This window comes from Tetragenococcus muriaticus DSM 15685 (assembly GCF_000423785.1).
Taxonomy (GTDB): domain Bacteria; phylum Bacillota; class Bacilli; order Lactobacillales; family Enterococcaceae; genus Tetragenococcus; species Tetragenococcus muriaticus.
On record NZ_AUIQ01000024.1, the window covers coordinates 1 to 19549 of the forward strand.

The 19549-nt window shown below is 35.8% G+C and carries 14 protein-coding genes and 1 pseudogene; 2 read left to right on the top strand and 13 right to left on the bottom strand.

Features of this window, described 5'->3' with window-relative positions:
* Positions 1–342: pseudogene (locus tag G577_RS12150) on the top strand (IS4-like element ISTeha3 family transposase); the annotation flags it as partial.
* 318 nt (positions 343–660) lie between these two features.
* Here the strand turns inward: G577_RS12150 and G577_RS0105325 are convergent.
* From G577_RS0105325 to G577_RS0105350, 6 genes are all read right to left on the bottom strand, one after another.
* A complete protein-coding gene (locus tag G577_RS0105325; protein WP_028790309.1) occupies positions 661–1587 on the bottom strand; it encodes a manganese-dependent inorganic pyrophosphatase in 927 nt (308 codons plus the stop codon).
* Between the two features lie 154 nt (positions 1588–1741).
* Positions 1742–2509, bottom strand: coding sequence for a pyruvate formate-lyase-activating protein (pflA, locus tag G577_RS0105330; protein WP_028790310.1), 768 nt, complete (start codon positions 2507–2509; stop codon positions 1742–1744).
* A 160-nt stretch (positions 2510–2669) separates the two neighbouring features.
* Positions 2670–4952 carry a formate C-acetyltransferase gene (gene pflB / locus G577_RS0105335; RefSeq protein WP_028790311.1) on the bottom strand — a complete coding sequence of 761 codons (2283 nt, stop codon included), beginning with the start codon at positions 4950–4952 and terminating at the stop codon, positions 2670–2672.
* 350 nt (positions 4953–5302) lie between these two features.
* Positions 5303–7711 (bottom strand): DNA topoisomerase IV subunit A, encoded by a 2409-nt coding sequence (gene parC, locus G577_RS0105340; protein ID WP_231556792.1) that lies wholly within the window; start codon positions 7709–7711, stop codon positions 5303–5305.
* A 56-nt stretch (positions 7712–7767) separates the two neighbouring features.
* On the bottom strand, positions 7768–9786 hold the full coding sequence (parE, locus tag G577_RS0105345) for a DNA topoisomerase IV subunit B (RefSeq protein ID WP_028790313.1): 2019 nt from the start codon (positions 9784–9786) through the stop codon (positions 7768–7770).
* A gap of 447 nt (positions 9787–10233) precedes the next feature.
* Positions 10234–10665 carry a CoA-binding protein gene (locus G577_RS0105350; RefSeq protein ID WP_028790314.1) on the bottom strand — a complete coding sequence of 144 codons (432 nt, stop codon included), beginning with the start codon at positions 10663–10665 and terminating at the stop codon, positions 10234–10236.
* Positions 10666–10779: 114 nt separating this feature from the next.
* Between G577_RS0105350 and plsY the strand changes: the two genes are divergently transcribed.
* Entirely contained in the window at positions 10780–11415 is a 636-nt protein-coding gene (plsY, locus tag G577_RS0105355; RefSeq protein ID WP_028790315.1) for a glycerol-3-phosphate 1-O-acyltransferase PlsY, read from the top strand.
* Positions 11416–11469: 54 nt separating this feature from the next.
* Here plsY and G577_RS0105360 read toward each other — a convergent pair whose 3' ends face one another.
* From G577_RS0105360 to dprA, 7 genes are all read right to left on the bottom strand, one after another.
* Positions 11470–12345 (bottom strand): aldose 1-epimerase family protein, encoded by an 876-nt coding sequence (locus G577_RS0105360; protein WP_028790316.1) that lies wholly within the window; start codon positions 12343–12345, stop codon positions 11470–11472.
* Positions 12346–12369: 24 nt separating this feature from the next.
* Positions 12370–13155, bottom strand: coding sequence for a GTP-sensing pleiotropic transcriptional regulator CodY (gene codY, locus G577_RS0105365; protein WP_028790317.1), 786 nt, complete (start codon positions 13153–13155; stop codon positions 12370–12372).
* 43 nt (positions 13156–13198) lie between these two features.
* Positions 13199–14605: an ATP-dependent protease ATPase subunit HslU gene (gene hslU, locus G577_RS0105370; protein WP_028790318.1), complete on the bottom strand. Its 1407-nt coding sequence runs from the start codon at positions 14603–14605 to the stop codon at positions 13199–13201.
* 4 nt (positions 14606–14609) lie between these two features.
* Positions 14610–15155: an ATP-dependent protease subunit HslV gene (gene hslV / locus G577_RS0105375; protein WP_028790319.1), complete on the bottom strand. Its 546-nt coding sequence runs from the start codon at positions 15153–15155 to the stop codon at positions 14610–14612.
* A gap of 32 nt (positions 15156–15187) precedes the next feature.
* Positions 15188–16084, bottom strand: coding sequence for a tyrosine recombinase XerC (xerC, locus tag G577_RS0105380; RefSeq protein ID WP_028790320.1), 897 nt, complete (start codon positions 16082–16084; stop codon positions 15188–15190).
* Between the two features lie 280 nt (positions 16085–16364).
* Positions 16365–18443 carry a type I DNA topoisomerase gene (gene topA / locus G577_RS0105385; protein ID WP_028790321.1) on the bottom strand — a complete coding sequence of 693 codons (2079 nt, stop codon included), beginning with the start codon at positions 18441–18443 and terminating at the stop codon, positions 16365–16367.
* Between the two features lie 189 nt (positions 18444–18632).
* Positions 18633–19511 (bottom strand): DNA-processing protein DprA, encoded by an 879-nt coding sequence (gene dprA, locus G577_RS0105390; protein ID WP_028790322.1) that lies wholly within the window; start codon positions 19509–19511, stop codon positions 18633–18635.
* Between the last annotated feature and the right edge of the window lie 38 nt (positions 19512–19549).

Here is a 19549-nt window from a genome sequence, read left to right on the forward strand (position 1 = left end):
AAATCTCTCCTTCATTTGTCACAAGAAACCCAAACGCGCAATTATCAAGCCTTGATTTGTCATACCACCATTGTGTTCACGCGCTACATCTTATTAAGTTGGCAACAACGCTGTGCCAATGACGAGCGGACCTTAGGCGGCTTATTTTATGAACTTGCTGACCAAATAAAAGAACTTGACTGGTCGGTGGCTTTATTAGAACTAATGGACATTTTGCAAGCAGTCAGTGAAAAAGCGAGTCATAAACTACAAGACTTCATTGAAAGTCAACTGCAGCTCTGGATCGATACGCTGCCCAATTATATCAAGGCTTATCTACCGAATTTGGTGTGCGAAACTTGAGTTAAAAATTTTGAAATAAATAAATTCCTCCTACCTGGTTACTCTTGTCTTTCTTTTCATAAAAAAAGAAAACCAGTAGATAGAATACTATTATAGAAAATACTTTTTCATAAAAAATAACGTATTTTTCTCAAAGAATAAAAAAAGAACCTTATAAAGTTTAAAGATAAAACTTATAAAGTCTTCCCTTACTTAATTTAACTGGGAACCAATACTGAATTTGGCTTCTATACATCAAAAATATGGGATATGTTATCTATTCAATAATAAAAAAATACCCTAAAGTGTGAGGATCACACTTTAAGATATCTAATCTTTTTATTGAAAACTTTCGGTTAAAGGAGGCACAACTTGTTTTTTACGAGAAACAACGCCGCTTAAGAAAGCTCTATGGTTATTTACAGTAACATTAAAAGCGTCTTCGACCATCTGAATTGGTTCTCCAATAACAAGTAATTCAGAATCGCTATCTAAAATATTCGTTACCAGTAACACAAATAAATCATAATCGTTTTTACTATTGGCTTTTGCCATTGCATCTTCAAGTTCATCTTGTCGTTGGAATACTTCTTGTACATCCACTGTATTCACTTGGGCAATTCGTACGCTTTTATTTCCCATAGGAAAGCTTTTTGCATCCATGTTTAATAAATCATCAGCCGTTTTATTGCCAAGGTTGGTTCCAGCTTTGAGCATTTCTAAACCATAAGCATCAACATCTACTCCCGCAATTTCTGCTAATTCTTTAGCAGCGTCTATATCTTCTTGCGTACATGTTGGTGATTTAAACAACAATGTATCCGATATAATAGCAGACAACATTATTCCAGCAACTGCTTTTGTTGGCATTACATCTGCTTCTTTGTAGAGTTTTAAAATAATTGTACTCGTACAGCCAACTGGTTCCCCACGATAATACAATGGATCAGCAGTTTCAAAATTTGCCACTCGATGATGATCAACAACCGATAAAATATTTGCTTGTGCTATATCTTCTACACTTTGTTGAAATTCATTATGATCCACAAGCATAACATCAGACGTTTCATCAGTAACCTTATCGATGACTCGAGGCGCTTTAAGGTTAAAATAATCCAATGCGTACTGTGCTTCTTCACCAACTTTTCCTAAAGCAACAGCTTCGGTATCCTGCCCTCTTTGTTGTTGCAACTCAGAAAAAGCAATTGCTGCACCGATCGCGTCGGTATCTGGGCTTTGATGACCAAAAACTAAAATTTTTGCCATATCTCTCACTCCAATCTTTCATTCAATAGTCATGATAGCAAAATCTTAAAAAAATTTCCATCGGTTTTCAAAGAAGAAAGCTAAACATTTATAAATTAAGAAAGCTCAAAAAATAAAGCCAAGACAAAAACTTCTGTCTCAGCTTCATTTACAATTAGCGTGTTTGATAACCAGTGTATTGGTCCACTTGTAAGATCTTTTTTGCATTTTCAACTCGATCTTGCCCAGGAGGTTCAATTCCTTCTAATGGATATTTTATATTTAATTCGTCCCATTTGTAACGTCCCATTGTATGATAAGGGAGAATCTCAACTTTATCTACATTGCTTAAAGATTGTATAAATTGATTCAAACGATCTAAAAATTCATCGTAATCACTACGAAACGGAACTAAAACATGACGAATCCAAACAGGCTTCCCAATTTCAGACAAATATTGAGCCATCTCTAAAATATTTTCATTGCCATGTTTAGTTAATTTTTTGTGTTGTACTGTATCGATATGTTTAATATCAAATAATAGTAAATCCGTGTAATTCATTAACTCTTCAAACTTACTAAAAAAAGGTTCTTTTCTTGTAAACGGATTGCCACAAGTATCAAGGGTTGTATGAATTCCTTGAGCTTTCGCTTTTTTAAATAGATCAATCAAAAAATCAATTTGTAATAGTGGTTCGCCCCCACTAACTGTGATACCGCCTTTTTCACCCCAGTAAGGACGATACTTTACAGCTTCTTCTAAGATGTCATCGGCCGTACGCATTTTTGCCTTTTTACTTTTGATATTCCAAGTGTCAGGATTGTGGCAAAATTCACAGCGCATTCGACATCCTTGGGCAAAAACAATAAAACGAACGCCAGGACCATCCACCGTCCCAAAGTTTTCTGTAGAATGAATACGTCCCATAACTGGATCCGTCATAAAAATCCCTCTCTCATTTAAAAAGCAAAGCAACAACTAGTCTTAATAAAAGTTATAGCTTGCTATAGTTTATAATATCAGCGGTCCTTTAAGCATGGTTAGCTTTGAAACCATTATTTAAAAAGAGGGTAACAAGAGCCTTGTCACCCTCAAGAAAATCTTACATTCTGTCATGTGCTGTTCTGGAGATAACGTCATTTTGCTGTTCGCGTGTCAAATCACGGAATTTAACAGCATAACCAGAAACTCGGATTGTTAGGTTAGGATATTTTTCTGGATGTTCTTGAGCGTCAAGTAACAAGTCATTAGAGAATACGTTAACGTTGATATGGTAAGCGCCCTTGTCAAAGTAACCATCTAATACGTTTCTCAAATTATTAATTCGAGTATCCTCATCTTTACCTAAACCAGTTGGATTAATTGTTTGTGTATTTGAAATGCCATCCATAGCATTTTCATAGTTCAAACGAGCTGTTGAGTTCAACGAAGCGAGAAGTCCATTCTTTTCACCTAGATACTTTCCATCTTGATAACTTGGATTAGCACCAGGAGCTAATGGTTTGCCTGCACGACGCCCATCAGGTGTATTCCCTGTAGCTTTCCCATAAACAACATTTGACGTAATTGTCAATAATGATGTCGTTGGCGTTGAATTTCGATAAGTATGTTGACGTTTAATTTGAGTAATAAAGTATTCAACCACCCAGTTAGCTATTTCATCGGCTTCTTTATTATCATTACCATAAGTTGGAAATTCATTTTGTGGCTCATAATCAACAGCTAAACCATCTTCATCACGAATAACTTTAACATTTCCGTATTTAATCGCCATAATACTATCAGCAGCATGAGAAATTCCTGCAATCCCTGTAGCAAATGTACGCTTCAAGTCAGTATCCATCAAAGCTAATTGCGCTGCTTCATAAGAATACTTATCATGCATATAATGAATAACATTTAGTGTATTCACATAAAGTTCAGCGAGCCAAGCTAACATGTCTTTATATTTTTCAATAAAGTCATCATAGTCAATAGAATCTCCTGTTATTGGGCGATACTTAGGACCTACTTGTTTCTTCGTTTTTTCATCAATGCCCCCATTAATTGCATAAAGAACAGCTTTACACAAATTAGCACGAGCTCCAAAGAATTGCATGTCTTTTCCTGTAACAGTAGCAGATACACAACAAGCAATGGCTACATCATCAGATCCCCAATTTTCACGAAGTAAATCATCATTTTCAAATTGGATAGATGAACTTTCTTTGGCCATCTTAGACGCAAATGTACGGAAACCTTCAGGCAAATGTGAAGAATATAATACGGTCATATTTGGTTCAGGTGCTGGCCCCATATTAGATAATGTATGCAATAAGCGGAAATCGTTTTTAGTTACTAATGAACGACCATCAATGCCCATTCCAGCCAATGATAATGTAGCCCAAACTGGAAATCCTGAGAACAACTCATTATATTCAGGTGTACGAGCAAATTTTACCATGCGCAATTTTAAAACAAGTTGGTCAATTAACTCTTGAGCTTGCATCTCTGTAATTAAGCCCTTGTCCAGATCACGTTGGATATAAATATCCAAGAAAGCTGAAACACGTCCAAATGACATTGCTGCGCCGTTTTGTGATTTAATAGCACCTAAGTAACCAAAGTATAACCATTGAATAGCTTCTTGTGCTGTTTCTGCTGGACGAGAAATATCAAAACCATAAGAAGCAGCCATTGTTTTCAAATCATTTAGTGCCCGCAATTGTTCAGTTACTTCTTCTCTTAAACGAATGACATCGTCTGTCATTGTTCTATTGCCAGTGTTAGATAAATCATCTTGCTTATGTTCAATTAAATAATCAATCCCGTATAAAGCAATCCGACGATAATCACCAATAATCCGGCCTCGACCATAAGCGTCTGGAAGCCCAGTAATAATCTTGTTCGAACGTGCACGACGCATTTCAGGAGTATACGCATCAAACACACCTTGGTTATGCGTTTTACTCCAATCAGTAAAAATTTCGTTCATATCTTCGTCAACTTCATAGCCATTTGATTGTAGAGCATTATTAGCCATTTTGATGCCACCAAATGGTTGGAAAGCTTGTTTCAACGGAACGTCAGTTTGTAATCCGACAATTTTTTCTTCTTCTTTATTTAAATAACCAGGTCCATGAGAAGTAACGGTCGATGGAATATTAGTATCCATATCGTATACACCATTATGTTCATGTTCTACTTCGAACAAGTCTTGTAGTTGTGTCCATAATTTGTCAGTACTTTCAGCAATAGGCTCCAAAAACTGATCATTTCCACGATATTCTGTATAATTTTCTTGGATAAAATCCCGCGTATTTACTTCATTTCGCCAAGTTTCTCCTTTAAACCCTTCCCAAGCAGTTTTATTTACCTTCTCCGTATGATTTGTTACAGATGCCATGCGATGTTCCTCCTTATTTTCTGTTCCTTAATGCAACAGTCCTACTGTGAATAGTATAACACATATACATACTTTTGCAAGCATTTACATGTTTATTTTTTAACAAAAATCGAGAGAAAAACAAATTAAAAAATTTAAAATGTTGATTTTATAGTAATAATATCTGTGATAAAGTGATCATATTTTGCTTTTTAATTTAAAAGAAAAAATAAGCAAACAATAGAACCCTCTTCTGTATTGATACAGTTTTTATAAACTATAATAGTTAATGGTACAGAAATCCGTATTTGATATAAATAAAATCCTCCAAAATGAGCAACGCTTTCGTTAATCATTTTGGAGGTTCTTTATTACTCCTTATCGTATTGATCATTCAATTGTTCTTCTACACCTATGATTTTACCACCTTGCTTTTCATCAATGGCAAAGGACCCATTAGAAAAACGATCACTGATGGGATAATGATCACTTTGTATCTCAACTTGATCACCTTTTTCATTAGTAAGAACAAGACTTTTTTCTTGACCCTCTCCCATATAGACCACACGATGAGGGTTTTTCTTTAACTCTCTTAATACTGTGACTCCTCGTTTAGCTCGAGTTAATTGATTTAATTCTTGAGCAAGCATACGTTTGATCGCACCACGCTGAGTTACAATTACTACTGGATTATCTCCATTGCTGTAAACCAATAAACCATTTGACACCGTGTCTTCTGCTTTAAGATTTATAGCTTTAACACCGCTAGCTTTGCTTCCTACAACAGGTACTTCAGCTAATGAATACCGAAGGCCCATTCCTTTATAGGTTGCTATAAAAACGTCCAATTCTTCTTGAGCATCGATTAAATACGCACTAACTAATTCATCTTTTTCTTCCTTAAATTTTATTGCAGTAGCAGCACGACTTCTATAAGTACGCCAAGGTTTAAATTCTTCCATTCGTGTTTGCTTAATCATGCCATCTTTTGTTATAAACACAAAATTTTTCGCTGAATCCAATTCACTATAACTATATACCTTTAAAATGAATTCATCTGCTGAAAAATTTAAAAGGTTTTGTGAAAGATGTTCTCCTGTATCCTTCCACTTCAAATCAGGAAGTTCAAAAACTGGGCGATATATCATATTTCCCTTATTGGTAATTAACAACAAACTGTCTAAAGTATTTAATTGCTGGCAAAAAACAAGTTTGTCACTTTCTTTCATTCCTATTTCTTCTGCTTTAGAAGCACTGAAAGAACGTAGACTGCTACGTTTAACATAGCCTTCTTTGGTAATTGCTGTCATAACATCTTCAGAAGGAACTAAAACTTCTGTTTCAATTTTAATTTCTTCGATCTCTTCTTCAATTTCTGTCAAACGTGGCTTATGAAATTTTTTCTTAACCTGACGCAACTCATTTTTAATAACCTTCATTAATTCAGTCTCGTCTTGTAAGATCTTTTGTAATTCAGCAATATAGGAAGCCAATTTTTCAGCTTCGTTTTCAAGCTCGGTAATATCTGTATTTGTTAAACGATATAACTGCAGATTCACAATCGCTTCAGCTTGTGCTTGAGTAAATTGGTGTTGGATAACTAAATTATTTTTAGCATCTTTTTTATCCTTGCTAGAACGTATAGTAGTAATAACTTTATCAAGAATGGATAAAGCCTTCATCAAACCATCCACGATATGTTGACGTTTTTGAGCTTTATTTAATTCAAATTGGCTTCGTTTTAAAACAACATCTCGTCGATGTTCAATATAACTTGCTAAAATATGTTTTAAATTGACTTGCTGAGGGCGCATATGATCAATAGCTACCATGTTAAAACTATAGTTTACTTGTAGATCGGTATTTTTTAATAAATAGTTCAATACACCTTGAGCATTCGCCTCTTTTTTTAACTCAACGACCATGCGTAAACCTGTTCTATCTGTTTCATCCCGCACTTCTGCAATACCTTCAATTTTTTTTGCTAAACGAATTTCGTCCATTTTTTTCACTAATGAAGCTTTATTGACTTCATAAGGGATTTCATTAATCACAATTTGTTGTCTTCCACCACGTAACGTTTCAGTTTCTGTTTTAGCACGTAAAATGACTTTCCCTTTTCCAGTTTCATAAGCCTTTTTTATTTCTTCTTTTCCTTGCAAAATGCCACCAGTTGGAAAGTCAGGACCTGGGATAAATTCCATTAACTTATCTAAAGAAGCATTAGGATGATCTATAAGATAAACGGTACCATCAATGACTTCTGCTAAATTATGAGTAGGAACTTCAGTCGCGTAACCAGCTGATATTCCTGTTGAGCCATTTACCAACAGGTTAGGAAATTTCGCTGGTAAAACAGCTGGTTCTTTTTCAGTATCATCAAAGTTCAAAACCATATCAACTGTATCTTTTTCAATATCAGCTAACATCTGATCACTGAACTCAGATAGGCGCGCTTCCGTATAACGCATGGCAGCTGGCGGGTCCCCATCCATACTACCATTATTCCCATGCATTTCGACTAACACTTCTCTTAGTTTCCAATCCTGACTCATTCTCACCATAGCTTCGTAAATACTGCTGTCTCCATGTGGATGATAGTTTCCCATAACATTTCCAACAGATTTTGCCGATTTACGAAAGCTTTTATCATGAGTATTTCCATCATTATTCATCGAAAACAAAATACGGCGTTGCACCGGTTTTAACCCGTCACGAACATCTGGTAAAGCACGCTCTTGAATAATGTATTTTGAATAACGGCCAAAACGGTCACCCATAACTTCTTCCAATGTTAACTCTTGAATTTGTTTATTTTGTTCCAAAAACTCACCTTCTATTTATCAAATAAATTCGTTTCCGCAAAAGAAGATTCATAAGCTGATTTTTTCTTATCATCGGGTTCAGCTGTCTCCAAAATACTTCCATCTTCTTCTAAACTAAATTGAACATGAGATTCAATCCATCTTCTTCTAGGATCTACCTTATCGCCCATTAAAGTTGTCACACGACGTTCAGCTTGTGCTGCATCATCAATTCTAACGCGAACTAACGTCCTATTTTCTGGATCCATTGTCGTTTCCCATAGTTGTTCAGCATTCATTTCTCCTAGACCTTTATAACGTTGTAATAGATAGCCCTTGCCTATATCTTGTGTAATGGATTCTAATTCTTCATCTGTCCAAGCATATTGATTGATCTGATTTTTCCCACTGCCTTTTGTTACCTTATAAAAAGGAGGTAAAGCAATGTATACTCTACCGGCTTCGACTAACGGTTTCATATAACGATAGAAAAACGTTAATAACAATACTTGAATATGGGCCCCATCAGTGTCCGCGTCTGTCATAATAATAATTTTATCGTAATTACAATCTTCTAATGTAAATTCAGGACCCACGCCAGCACCGATCGTGTATATCATCGTATTAATCTCTTCATTTTTTAAGATATCTTGCATATTCGCTTTTTCAGTATTGATAACCTTCCCTCTTAAAGGCAGAATGGCTTGAAATTTACGATCACGGCCTTGTTTTGCCGAACCACCTGCTGAATCTCCCTCAACCAAATACAATTCGTTTTTTTGCGGGTTCCTAGATTGTGCTGGTGTTAACTTCCCTGACAATAGAGATTCGCCTTTTTTTCTTTTCTTGCCATTTCGACTCTCTTCACGAGCTTTTCGTGCAGCTTCACGAGCTAAGCGAGCTTTGTTGGCTTTACGAATAAGCATCTGACTCATTTCACTATTTTCTTGTAAATAAAAAATCAACTGTTCGCTTATCACTTTATCAACGGCCGTCCTAGCAGCAGGGCTACCTAATTTTTCTTTTGTTTGTCCTTCAAATTGCAACAAACTTTCAGGTATACGCACAGACAAAATAGCAGCTAATCCTTCGCGAAAATCGCTTCCTTCCAAATTTTTATCTTTATCTTTTAACAAACCGACCTTACGTGCATATTCATTAAATGATTTTGTCAAAGAGGTCTTCATCCCTGCTTCGTGGGTTCCCCCATCTTTTGTACGTACATTATTAACAAAAGACAAAATATTTTCAGAATAACCATCATTATATTGAAAAGCAAATTCTACTTCAATCCCGTCTTTTTCACCAGAAAAATAGGCCACCGGCGTTAAAGTATCTTTTTCTTCGTTTAAGTACTCAACAAATTCTTTAATGCCTTCTTCATAAAGAAAGTCATCTTCGACTTTTTCTTCTCCACGTAAATCAGTCAAAGTAATTTTTACACCTTTTAATAAGAAAGCTGATTCACGCAAACGCTCTGCTAACATATCATAAGAAATTTTAGCAGCTGAAAAAATCGTAGGATCTGGTAAAAAGTGTACCGTAGTTCTATTACTTTCTTTTGTTTTCCCAATTTTTTCTAAAGTACCTGCAGGTTTACCGCCTTCTTGAAAGGTTTCTTTATATTTTACGCCATCACGAACAATAGTTACTTCCAACCAGCTGGAAAGCGCGTTAACAACGCTAGCGCCTACACCATGTAAACCACCAGAAGTTTTATATCCCCCTGCTTGACCAAATTTTCCACCTGCGTGTAATACCGTAAAAATAACTTCAACTGTTGGAATTCCTGAAGTATGCATGCCCACAGGCATCCCGCGTCCGTAATCTGTTACTTGGATACTACTATCTTTACCAATAGTCACATCAATAGTTTTGCCATAACCAGAAAGCGCCTCGTCTACTGCATTATCCACGATTTCATACACCAAATGATGTAATCCGCGCTGATCCGTGGAGCCAATATACATTCCTGGCCTTTTTCTTACTGCTTCTAATCCTTCTAGTACTTGAATAGAAGCATCATTATATTCGTTGGTTTGTTTTGCCAAAGTCAACGCTCCTTGCATTTATATTTTCTTTTGTCAGTACTTTTTTAACTGACAATGGACTTGAACACACTATATCATACGCTAAAAATACCGCGAAAAAAAGAAGAAAAACCCCAAAATGAAGTTTTTCTTATAAATACCTAATTTTTGAAGCCCAGCCAAAAAGTTAAATTAGATTTTATGTCCTGAATTTGGTTTCAGGACATAAGTCTGCCTAATCTATGTCCTGAATTTGGTTTCAGGACATAAGTCTGCTTAATCTATGTCCTGAATTTGGTTTCAGGACATAAGTCTGCTTAATCTATGTCCTGAATTTGGTTTCAGGACATAAATCTGCCTAATCTATGTCCTGAATTTGATTTCAAGACATAAGTCTGCCTAATCTATGTCCTGAATTTGATTTCAGAACATAGATCGAGTTATTTTTACCAAAATCTAAAATAAATGTTATTGCTTTTGGTCTAATTTACCAAGTTCAATTTTGATGCAACGGTCCATGATGATATCATCTCGTCCAGCATCCTGTAGTTTTTTTGCTGCTTCTTCATTTTCAATCCCTAATTGTGCCCAAAAAACTTTTGCATCCGTTTCTAAGAAATCATCGGCAACATCGGGTAAAAATTCACTACGACGAAAGATATCCACGATATCGATAGAAACTGGAATATCTTGTAACCGCGCATAGACTTGTTCACCTAAAATTTCTTGCCCCGCCAACTTGGGGTTTACGGGAAAAATATTATAACCATGCTTTTGTACAACTTGGGTTACTTGAAAGCTTGTACGTTCTATATTATCACTTAGCCCGACAACTGCGACATTTTTTGCTGTTTTTAAATAATGTTGGATAGTTTGCTCATCTGGGTTTTGAAAAGCCATTATTATCTACTCCTTTAAAAATTACACTATTATTGTTATAAGAACTTTCATTTAAGTTGTTGCTTTTGCATTTTCATGCTAAAATATTGCTAGTCTAACAAAAGGTTGGTTCTTATGAAAATCATTCTATTATTAATCGTTGCCTATATACTAGGCTCTATACCTTCTGGTCTTTGGATCGGTAAAGTTTTTTATAAAAAAGATATCCGACAATATGGCAGTGGAAATTCTGGTACAACCAATACTTTTCGCATATTAGGAGCTAAGGCTGGTTTTGCCGTCTTTCTCGCTGATCTACTAAAAGGAACATTAGCCACTTCTCTAGCCTATCTTCCTTATGTAGAGATAAATCCTCTTTGGCTAGGACTGTGTGCCATTTTAGGTCATGTTTTCCCATTATTTGCCAAGTTTAAAGGAGGAAAAGCTGTAGCAACAAGCGCTGGCATGCTCTTGGGCTACCATCCACTTTTCTTTTTATTTTCTCTAGCGATTTTCTTAGTTTTCCTATTTATTACAAGTATGGTAAGTCTGTCTAGTATGATTGCTGCAGTCATTATCACTCTGTCTACTTTTATTCTGCCCAGTATCTTTCCAATACTTTTGCCAGAAACCGATGGATTATTATCTTGTATTGCCGTTATCGTTACTGCGTTTATCTTTTATTTACATAGACAAAATATTCAACGCATCAGACAAGGAAATGAAAGCCGCATCTCCTTTGGATTAAATAAAAAATCTAAGAAAAAATAGCAAAACTAGGACACAGGAGTTTGCCACTGTTGGAAACTTTGTGTCCTAGCTTTTTTATTTAACCACAATGGCATATTTAGCATGGAATATATCATTTGCTGCTAACTTTTGTATTCCTAACTTTTCGCTTAATTCACCAGAAGTATCAAAAGTATCCGCAAGACCAGCCCAAGGTTCAATACAAACGAAGGGCGATTCTTGGGGATAAGTCGACCAGAAACCGACATAAGGGAAGTTTTTAAACGATACAGACACCAAATGAGGCGATTTATCACTACAAATCGTAAATGAATTTAAGCCCTTTGTCTCATAAATAAGCGCATCATTTTTAAATAATTCATGATTTAAAGCGATTGTTGTATTTGTTTGTCCTAAGGTCCTTTGATCTAAATCAATGAGTCCCTCTTTCAATGACAAATTGATCCTTGATTTCATTGGCGAAGGATCGAGATAGTAATCTGTAAAGTCGAGCCCATCGTCTATGGGTACATTAAATGCTGGATGTCCACCAATAGAAAAATACATTTCTTCAGAAGCTGGATTTTTTACTTGGTAATCTACCGTCAGACCATCTCCACCCAAAGCATAGCCAATAATCAGTTCAAAATCAAAAGGATACATTTCTTTTATCTTTGTATTGCTTTGTAAACGAAAACTTACTGCGTCAGCCTTTTGCTCAAGCAGTTCAAAATCCATATCTCGAGCAAAGCCATGCTGAGGTAACTGGTAAGTACGCCCATTATAGGTATAAGTTCCATTTTTCAGAGCACCAACAATAGGAAATAATACAGGCGCATGTCTTTTCCAGTAAGCTGGGTCTGCTTGCCATATATATTCGATCTCGTTATCTTTACGTTTTAAGCTGGCTAACTCTGCTCCTTTTTCATTGATCACTGCTTTTAAATGATCCGTCTCAATTGTGACTGGCATCGTTTCCCCCTCTTTTCTTCTACCTCAAGCTTTATCCAATTCATCTTTAAAATGATGATTTAAAACTTTCAGATAAGTCCCCTTCATTCCTAAAGAACGGGACTCGATAATACCCGCAGATTCTAATTTGCGCAACGCATTTACAATGACTGAACGAGTAATCCCAATTTCATCAGCGATATTAGAAGCTGTCAAACGTCCTTCATCGCCATCGAGTTCATCAAAAATGGCTTGAACAGCTTTTAATTCACTATATGAAAGTGTACCGACTGCCATTTGTACAGCTGTTGTATTACGTACATCTTCTTCAATACTACGGGATTTTTGATACAAAATTTGCATCCCCACAACCGTTGCACTATATTCAGCTAATACTAAATCATTTTCATCAAAAGGCTGTTCTATACGGGATAAAATTATGGTGCCCAAACGTTCTCCTGCCCCAAAGATTGGAACAATTGTTGTTAAACCATTAGGATAAACCTCACGTAATTCCACAGGAAAAGCTGTCATGTCATTTTCAATAGTAATATTTGCTTCAGTTTTTTTCAACTGATCTACCCATTCTGCATAACTTTTAGGAAATTGCTTTTGCAAAAACATATTCTTGACTCGTTCGTTATTTACATCTAATATTTCGGCAAATCCCAAAACACTTCCATTGGAGCTAATAATGTAGGTGTTACTATTCAAAATATCACCTAGCACTTCTGCCATTTCACCATAAGGTAAGTCAGAATCTATATTAAATGTATTATTTTGCTGCAATAATTCGTTGATCTTTCTAGTTTGTTCTAACAGTGTACTCATGATCTTCTCCTTTAAATGTTTTCAGCTGTCCCCATCAAACTTTTTACAGAATGTAACGACTCAAATCCTTGTTTTTAGCAATATCAGATAATTTATCTTCAACATAAGCTTCAGTAATTTGAATTTCCCCCATTTGCATATCAGAAGCTTCATATAAAAGATCTTCCAACAGTTTTTCTAAAATGGTATGCAAACGTCTAGCTCCAATATTATCTGTGTCCCGATTCACTTCAAAAGCAATATTCGCAATCTTTTCAATAGCTTCTTTGGTAAAAGTTACACTCACATTTTCTGTGTCTAATAAAGCAACATATTGTTTTACTAATGCATTATTAGGTTCTTTTAGAATTTTCATGAAGTCCTCAGCTGTTAGGTCATTTAGTTCAACCCGTATAGGAAAACGTCCTTGTAACTCAGGAATAAGATCACTAGGTTTAGAAACATGAAAAGCTCCAGAAGCAATAAATAAAATATGTTCTGTTTGTAATGTGCCATATTTCGTATTTACTTGTGACCCTTCTACAATTGGCAAAATATCACGTTGTACACCTTCCCTTGAAACATCACCAGATTGTTCCGATTTTGCTGTCACTTTATCAATTTCATCAATAAAGATAATGCCACTGGATTCCGCTAATTGTATAGCTTCACTATGAATATCAGCATCATTCACTAATTTGGCTGATTCTTCTTGGATTAAAATCTCCCTAGCATCTTTTACGGGTAACGTACGATCCACTTTTTTATTCGGTGTCATTTGAGAGAAGGCTTCGCTTAAATCGATCCCCATTTGTTCCAAGCCATTATTCATCATTGGGTTTTGATTTTTTTCTTCTTCTACTTGAATCGTAACTTCGCGATCATCTAAGATACCCTTTTGTAATTGTTCAAAAATTGCTTGTCGATTACTCCGAATTTCTTCAGTCAACTCTTCTTCTGGCTCTTCAGATTCCTGCGGTTGTTGTCCTTGAGCAAACATATTCATCATTTGTTCATAAGGATTTTGGTTTTTCCGTTTTTCTTTTTTGATCCCTGGAGCTAAAGCTTTTGCTAATCTTCGATTTGCTTTTTTTTCGGCTTGGCTGTATACATCGCTATACCGAGCTTTTTTGACGATTTGGATCGCATTTTCCACTAAATCACGAATCATAGACTCCACGTCGCGACCTACATAACCAACTTCGGTAAATTTTGTTGCTTCAACTTTTACAAAAGGAGCCGAGATTGTTTTTGCTAAACGGCGTGCAATTTCTGTTTTGCCGACACCAGTAGGTCCAATCATCAAAATATTCTTCGGCGTAACATCTTGTCGCATTTGTTCGTCTAATTGTAAACGACGGTACCGATTGCGCAGTGCTACCGCTACTGATTTCTTAGCTTGGTCTTGTCCAATAATATAACTATTTAATTCATTGACAATTTCTTTCGGTGTTTTTTCTCGATTAGTCATAAAATTAACATTCCTCCACATTAATATCATGGTTCGTAAAGATACAAATATCGGCTGCGATGTTTAATGCATTTTCAGCAATTTCTTTAGCAGATAACTTATCACTTGCATACTTACGCATTGCTCTGGCTGAAGCTAGCGCAAAGTTTCCTCCTGACCCAATGGCTAAGATGCCGTCATCAGGTGTAATCACTTCGCCAGTTCCTGAAACTAAAAGCATTTCTTCTTTGTTCATAACAATTAGCATAGCTTCTAATTTTTGCATTGAACGTTGTGTACGCCATTCTTGAGCTAGTTCAACAGCAGCACGTTGTAAATTTCCATGAAATTCATTTAATTTTTCTTCAAATTTTTCTTCTAAAGTAAAGGCATCTGCTACACTTCCGGCAAATCCAACAACGACTTCGCCATTATAGATACGACGAACTTTTCGAGCCGTGCCTTTCATAACAACTTGTTCGCCCATAGTTACTTGGCCATCACCAGCCATAGCAAGTTTGCCATCTTTTTCGACAGCACAAATCGTTGTTGAATGAAATTGTGATTCCATATTCCTTGTTCCTCCTCATTTTAAAACCAAGATTATGCTCTTGGATGAAATTGTCGGTAATTTTTTTGTAAATTTTCTTTGGTTACATGGGTATAGATTTGAGTTGTTGATAAATTCGCATGACCTAACAACTCTTGAACCGTTCGCAAATCCGCCCCATTGTTTAATAAATGAGTAGCAAAAGTATGACGCAACATGTGAGGATGAATTTGTGAATTCAAACTACTTTTTTTAATAACTTGATTTAGCGCATACTCAATACCCGTTGAAGTGATTCCATCACCTAAACGGTTAACAAAAACAAAATTATGCTCTTTATGATACTTTTCCAGCAAAAAAGAACGCCCTTCAGATAAATACACCCCTAAGGCTTCTTGAGCATAGGCTCCAAACGGCACGTAACGATCTTTATTTCCTTTCCCATGAATAAATAAAACACTGTTTTCCCAGTCAATTTGTTCAAGCGTTAATTGTGCACATTCGCTCACACGTAAACCCGAACCATACAAAACTTCTAATAACGCACGGTCTCTTTGTTGTAGTGGCTTTGATCCCTGCACACTGTCAAACAACGTCTCTATTTCTTTTTCATAAAAAAAGCGAGGAAGTTTGACATTCTTCTTTTTCAAGTGAATATAAGAAAAAGGGTTTTCTTCTATCACTTCTTGTTTTAATAAATAGTGATAAAAAGAACGTAAACTGGCAATTTTTCGACTAACAGTATTTCGACTAAAATTTTTTTCGCTTAATTCACTTAAATAAACACGTACATCACGATGATCTATTTGTAAATAATTCTCATCGCCAGAGTTCTTTAAAAAAACAAAAAAATTCGTAAGGTCTTCTTCATAAGCTTCTTTCGTTTTTTCAGAATATCCACGTTCTACCAAGAGATAGCGATAATATTCACTAGGCCAATCTTTTGTCATTTTGCACGTCTCCTATTTCCTATTCCACTAAAAATGTAGCATAGTCATATGAAAAATACAAACGAATTGTCAGAATTTAATCAATATTTCAAAGTATGTTCACAATTAATAAAATAATGAAAACAATGCGAAATAAATAGATTGTTTTGCTCGCAGACTGAGCAAGGCAAGGTTAAATTCCAACTTTTCAATTATAACATAACAAAAGTACTGACGCGAATTTAAGAGTTTTAAAAAGAAAAAGTTCCATGACATGGGATAATATCATGGAACTTTTTCTTTATTTTTGGATATCTTCTTGATAATCACAATTTGAACAAACTACTTGTTTGCCGCCTTTTTTCTTTTTCTCTACTAGATAATGACTACATTTGGGACAATCGCGTCCAATGGGTTTATTGTTAGAGATAAAATCACAATCTGGATAACGATCACAGCCATAAAACGTACGATTTTTTTTCGATTTTCTTTCGATCACTTGCCCTTGTTCACATTTAGGACAAGTCACTCCAATCTCTTTAACAATCGGTTTAGTATTACGACATTCAGGAAAATTACTACAAGCGTAAAATTTCCCATACCTACCCAATTTAATCACCATAGGATGTCCACAAACATCACAATCAAATCCTGCTGGTTCATCTTTAATTTGAACCTTTTCCATTTTTTCTTCCGCTGTTTCCAGTTCTTTTTCAAAAGGAGGATAAACTCGGTCAATAAGCTTCACCCATTCCTCTTTACCTTCTTCAATATGATCTAATTCCTCTTCCATACCAGCTGTAAAGGAAACATCCACAATTTCTGGGAAGAAATCTTCGATAAGATTATTGACAATTTCTCCTAATTCTGTCGGCTCAAAACGTTTTTGTTCAAGCTTAACATAATAACGTTTCTGAATCGTTTGTAAAGTAGGAGCATAAGTAGAAGGACGTCCCACGCCTTTTTCTTCTAATATACGTATTAATGTAGCCTCATTAAAACGAGCAGGAGGCTGTGTAAAGTGTTGATTAGGTGTGATATCTTCTGATTGTACGACATCTCCTGAAGCTAATTCCGGTAAGACATTGTCCTTATCTTTCTTACCATCATCGCGACCTTCAACATATACTTCCATAAAGCCTTTAAATTTAACCTTAGAACCATTAGCCACAAAAGTTACACCATTTTGTTCCAAAGTAGCTTTTACCGTATCAAGTATCGCTGGTTTCATTTGGCTAGCGACAAAACGTGACCAAATCAAACGATATAATTTTAATTGGTCTTTATCTAAGTATTTTTCAATCGCTTCTGGCGTACGCAATGCACTCGTAGGACGAATAGCTTCGTGAGCATCTTGTGCACTTTGTGCATTTTGCATTTTTTTATTACTGTGAGCAGCATATTTTTTTCCATAAGTTTCTTCGATAAAATCTGTAACTTCTTGTTTAGCACTGTCTGCTATACGCTTAGAATCCGTACGTATATAAGTAATTAGCCCTGTTGTCCCACCTTTTCCTAATGAAATTCCTTCATATAGTTGTTGAGCAACCATCATCGTTTTGCCAGTACGAAAGTTCAATTTGCGAGCCGCTTCTTGTTGCATACTACTTGTCGTAAATGGTGCCGCTGGATTTCTTTTACGTTCTTTTTGTTCAACTTTAGTTACATCAAAGTCTTTATTTGTCAATCGAGCAGTAACTTCTTTAACCGTCTCTTCGTTTGGTAATTTTTTCTTCTTTCCATCAACGCCCCAGAAGCTAGCTTTAAATTTATTACGCCCTTTTTTAAAGTTCCCATCAATGCTCCAATATTCTTCTGGAGTAAAATTTTGGATTTCTTTTTCTCGATCAATGATCATCTTAAGCGCAACAGATTGAACACGACCAGCGCTCAACCCTTTTTTTACTTTGCGCCAAAGGATGGGACTAATTGAGTAGCCAACCAAACGATCTAATACTCTTCGTGCTTGTTGTGCATCTACTAAATCGAGATTAATCGAATGCGGCTCTTTAAATGCTTCTTTAACCGCTTCTTTCGTAATCTCATTAAAAACGACACGATTTTTATCATGTAGATCTAATCCCAAAATATAAGCTAGGTGCCAAGCGATAGCTTCTCCTTCTCTATCCGGGTCGCTAGCAAGGTAAACCTTCTCTGCTTTTTTTGCATGTTTTTTTAAGTCTTTAATAACGTCGCCCTTACCACGAATTGTAATATAATAAGGTTCATAATTATTTTCTACATCGATCCCCATTTTACTTTTAGGTAAGTCGCGGATGTGTCCGACACTGGCTACAACCTTGTAATTGCGCCCAAGATATTTTTCGATCGTTTTAGCTTTAGCTGGCGATTCTACGATCACCAAATATTTATAAGCCATTAAAAGGCCCCTTTCTTAAATGGTTTTTACTAGTTACATCCCCATTTAATTTTCGAATAACAAATCGTAGCCTATCATAGCCATTCGGGAATGGTTTGTCAAGCAAGGAACTATAAAACGCCTTTGGCATATGTGAAAAATAGTAGTCTCTTTTTTGCAGGTACATATAAAATCAAATAACTTTTCCCATTAAAAATGAGGGAGTTCTTCCAAAATATCTTGGACTGAAACTACACATTTAGCCCCATCTTGAATGAGACGGTGACAACCATCTGATTGTCCAGTCAAAATTTCACCAGGGACAGCAAATACTTCTTTGCCGTAATCTAATGCTAACTGCGCGGTAATCAAAGACCCGCTACGCTCTTTAGCTTCAATCACACAAGTTGCTTTACTAAGTCCAGCAATAATCCGATTGCGCATAGGAAAATGGTGCTTTTTTATCGGTGTTTTTTGCGGATATTCGCTCAAAACCAAATGATTTTTTCTCATTTCGCTAAATAAAGGCAAAACCTCTCTAGGATAACAGATATCCAAACCGCAACCTATTACGCCGATAGTCAAACCTCCAGATCGAATGGCCATTTCATGACTCATTCGATCCACTCCTTTTGCTAAACCACTTACAATCACAAATCGTTTTTGTACAAGCGCAGGAAGTAATTTATGGATTACCTGTGCCGAATATTGAGTAGATTGTCGCGCACCTACAAAGGCTAAACATGAATAATCTAATAAAGAAAGATTACCAGCATAAAAAATCACCAATGGTGGATAAGGCAGTTCCAATAATTCTTGCGGATAATTGGGCGATAGCCAAGTAATATATTGTTGATTTTTTAAATTTTCTTGTAACCAATCCTCACTAATTGCTTGAAAACTAGCGCGAAATAAACTCTTATATTGACGAATTTGCGCGATTTGAATCACATCATCAGCAGAAAACACATCTGCCTGAAAGTGTTCATGAAATTTAACAATCTTCCATTTACCAACCAGCCCAATTCCCTTACAATAAGTCAACTTTACTATCGTTTTTTCAATTGTTGATAATTCTTCGTACTTCAAAAAAATCCCCCTCTTTTTTGTATTCATTGTTAAGTACG

Excerpts from the sequence above, each read along its gene's own strand:
- G577_RS0105325 (WP_028790309.1), bottom strand. The coding sequence starts at position 1,587 with ATGGCAAAAATTTTAGTTTTTGGTCATCAAAGCCCAGATACCGACGCG.
- pflA (WP_028790310.1), bottom strand. The coding sequence starts at position 2,509 with ATGACGGATCCAGTTATGGGACGTATTCATTCTACAGAAAACTTTGGG.
- pflB (WP_028790311.1), bottom strand. The coding sequence starts at position 4,952 with ATGGCATCTGTAACAAATCATACGGAGAAGGTAAATAAAACTGCTTGG.
- parC (WP_231556792.1), bottom strand. The coding sequence starts at position 7,711 with ATGGGTGACCGTTTTGGCCGTTATTCAAAATACATTATTCAAGAGCGT.
- G577_RS0105350 (WP_028790314.1), bottom strand. The coding sequence starts at position 10,665 with ATGGCTTTTCAAAACCCAGATGAGCAAACTATCCAACATTATTTAAAA.
- plsY (WP_028790315.1), top strand. The coding sequence starts at position 10,780 with ATGAAAATCATTCTATTATTAATCGTTGCCTATATACTAGGCTCTATA.
- G577_RS0105360 (WP_028790316.1), bottom strand. The coding sequence starts at position 12,345 with ATGCCAGTCACAATTGAGACGGATCATTTAAAAGCAGTGATCAATGAA.
- codY (WP_028790317.1), bottom strand. The coding sequence starts at position 13,155 with ATGAGTACACTGTTAGAACAAACTAGAAAGATCAACGAATTATTGCAG.
- hslU (WP_028790318.1), bottom strand. The coding sequence starts at position 14,605 with ATGACTAATCGAGAAAAAACACCGAAAGAAATTGTCAATGAATTAAAT.
- hslV (WP_028790319.1), bottom strand. The coding sequence starts at position 15,155 with ATGGAATCACAATTTCATTCAACAACGATTTGTGCTGTCGAAAAAGAT.
- xerC (WP_028790320.1), bottom strand. The coding sequence starts at position 16,084 with ATGACAAAAGATTGGCCTAGTGAATATTATCGCTATCTCTTGGTAGAA.
- topA (WP_028790321.1), bottom strand. The coding sequence starts at position 18,443 with ATGGCTTATAAATATTTGGTGATCGTAGAATCGCCAGCTAAAGCTAAA.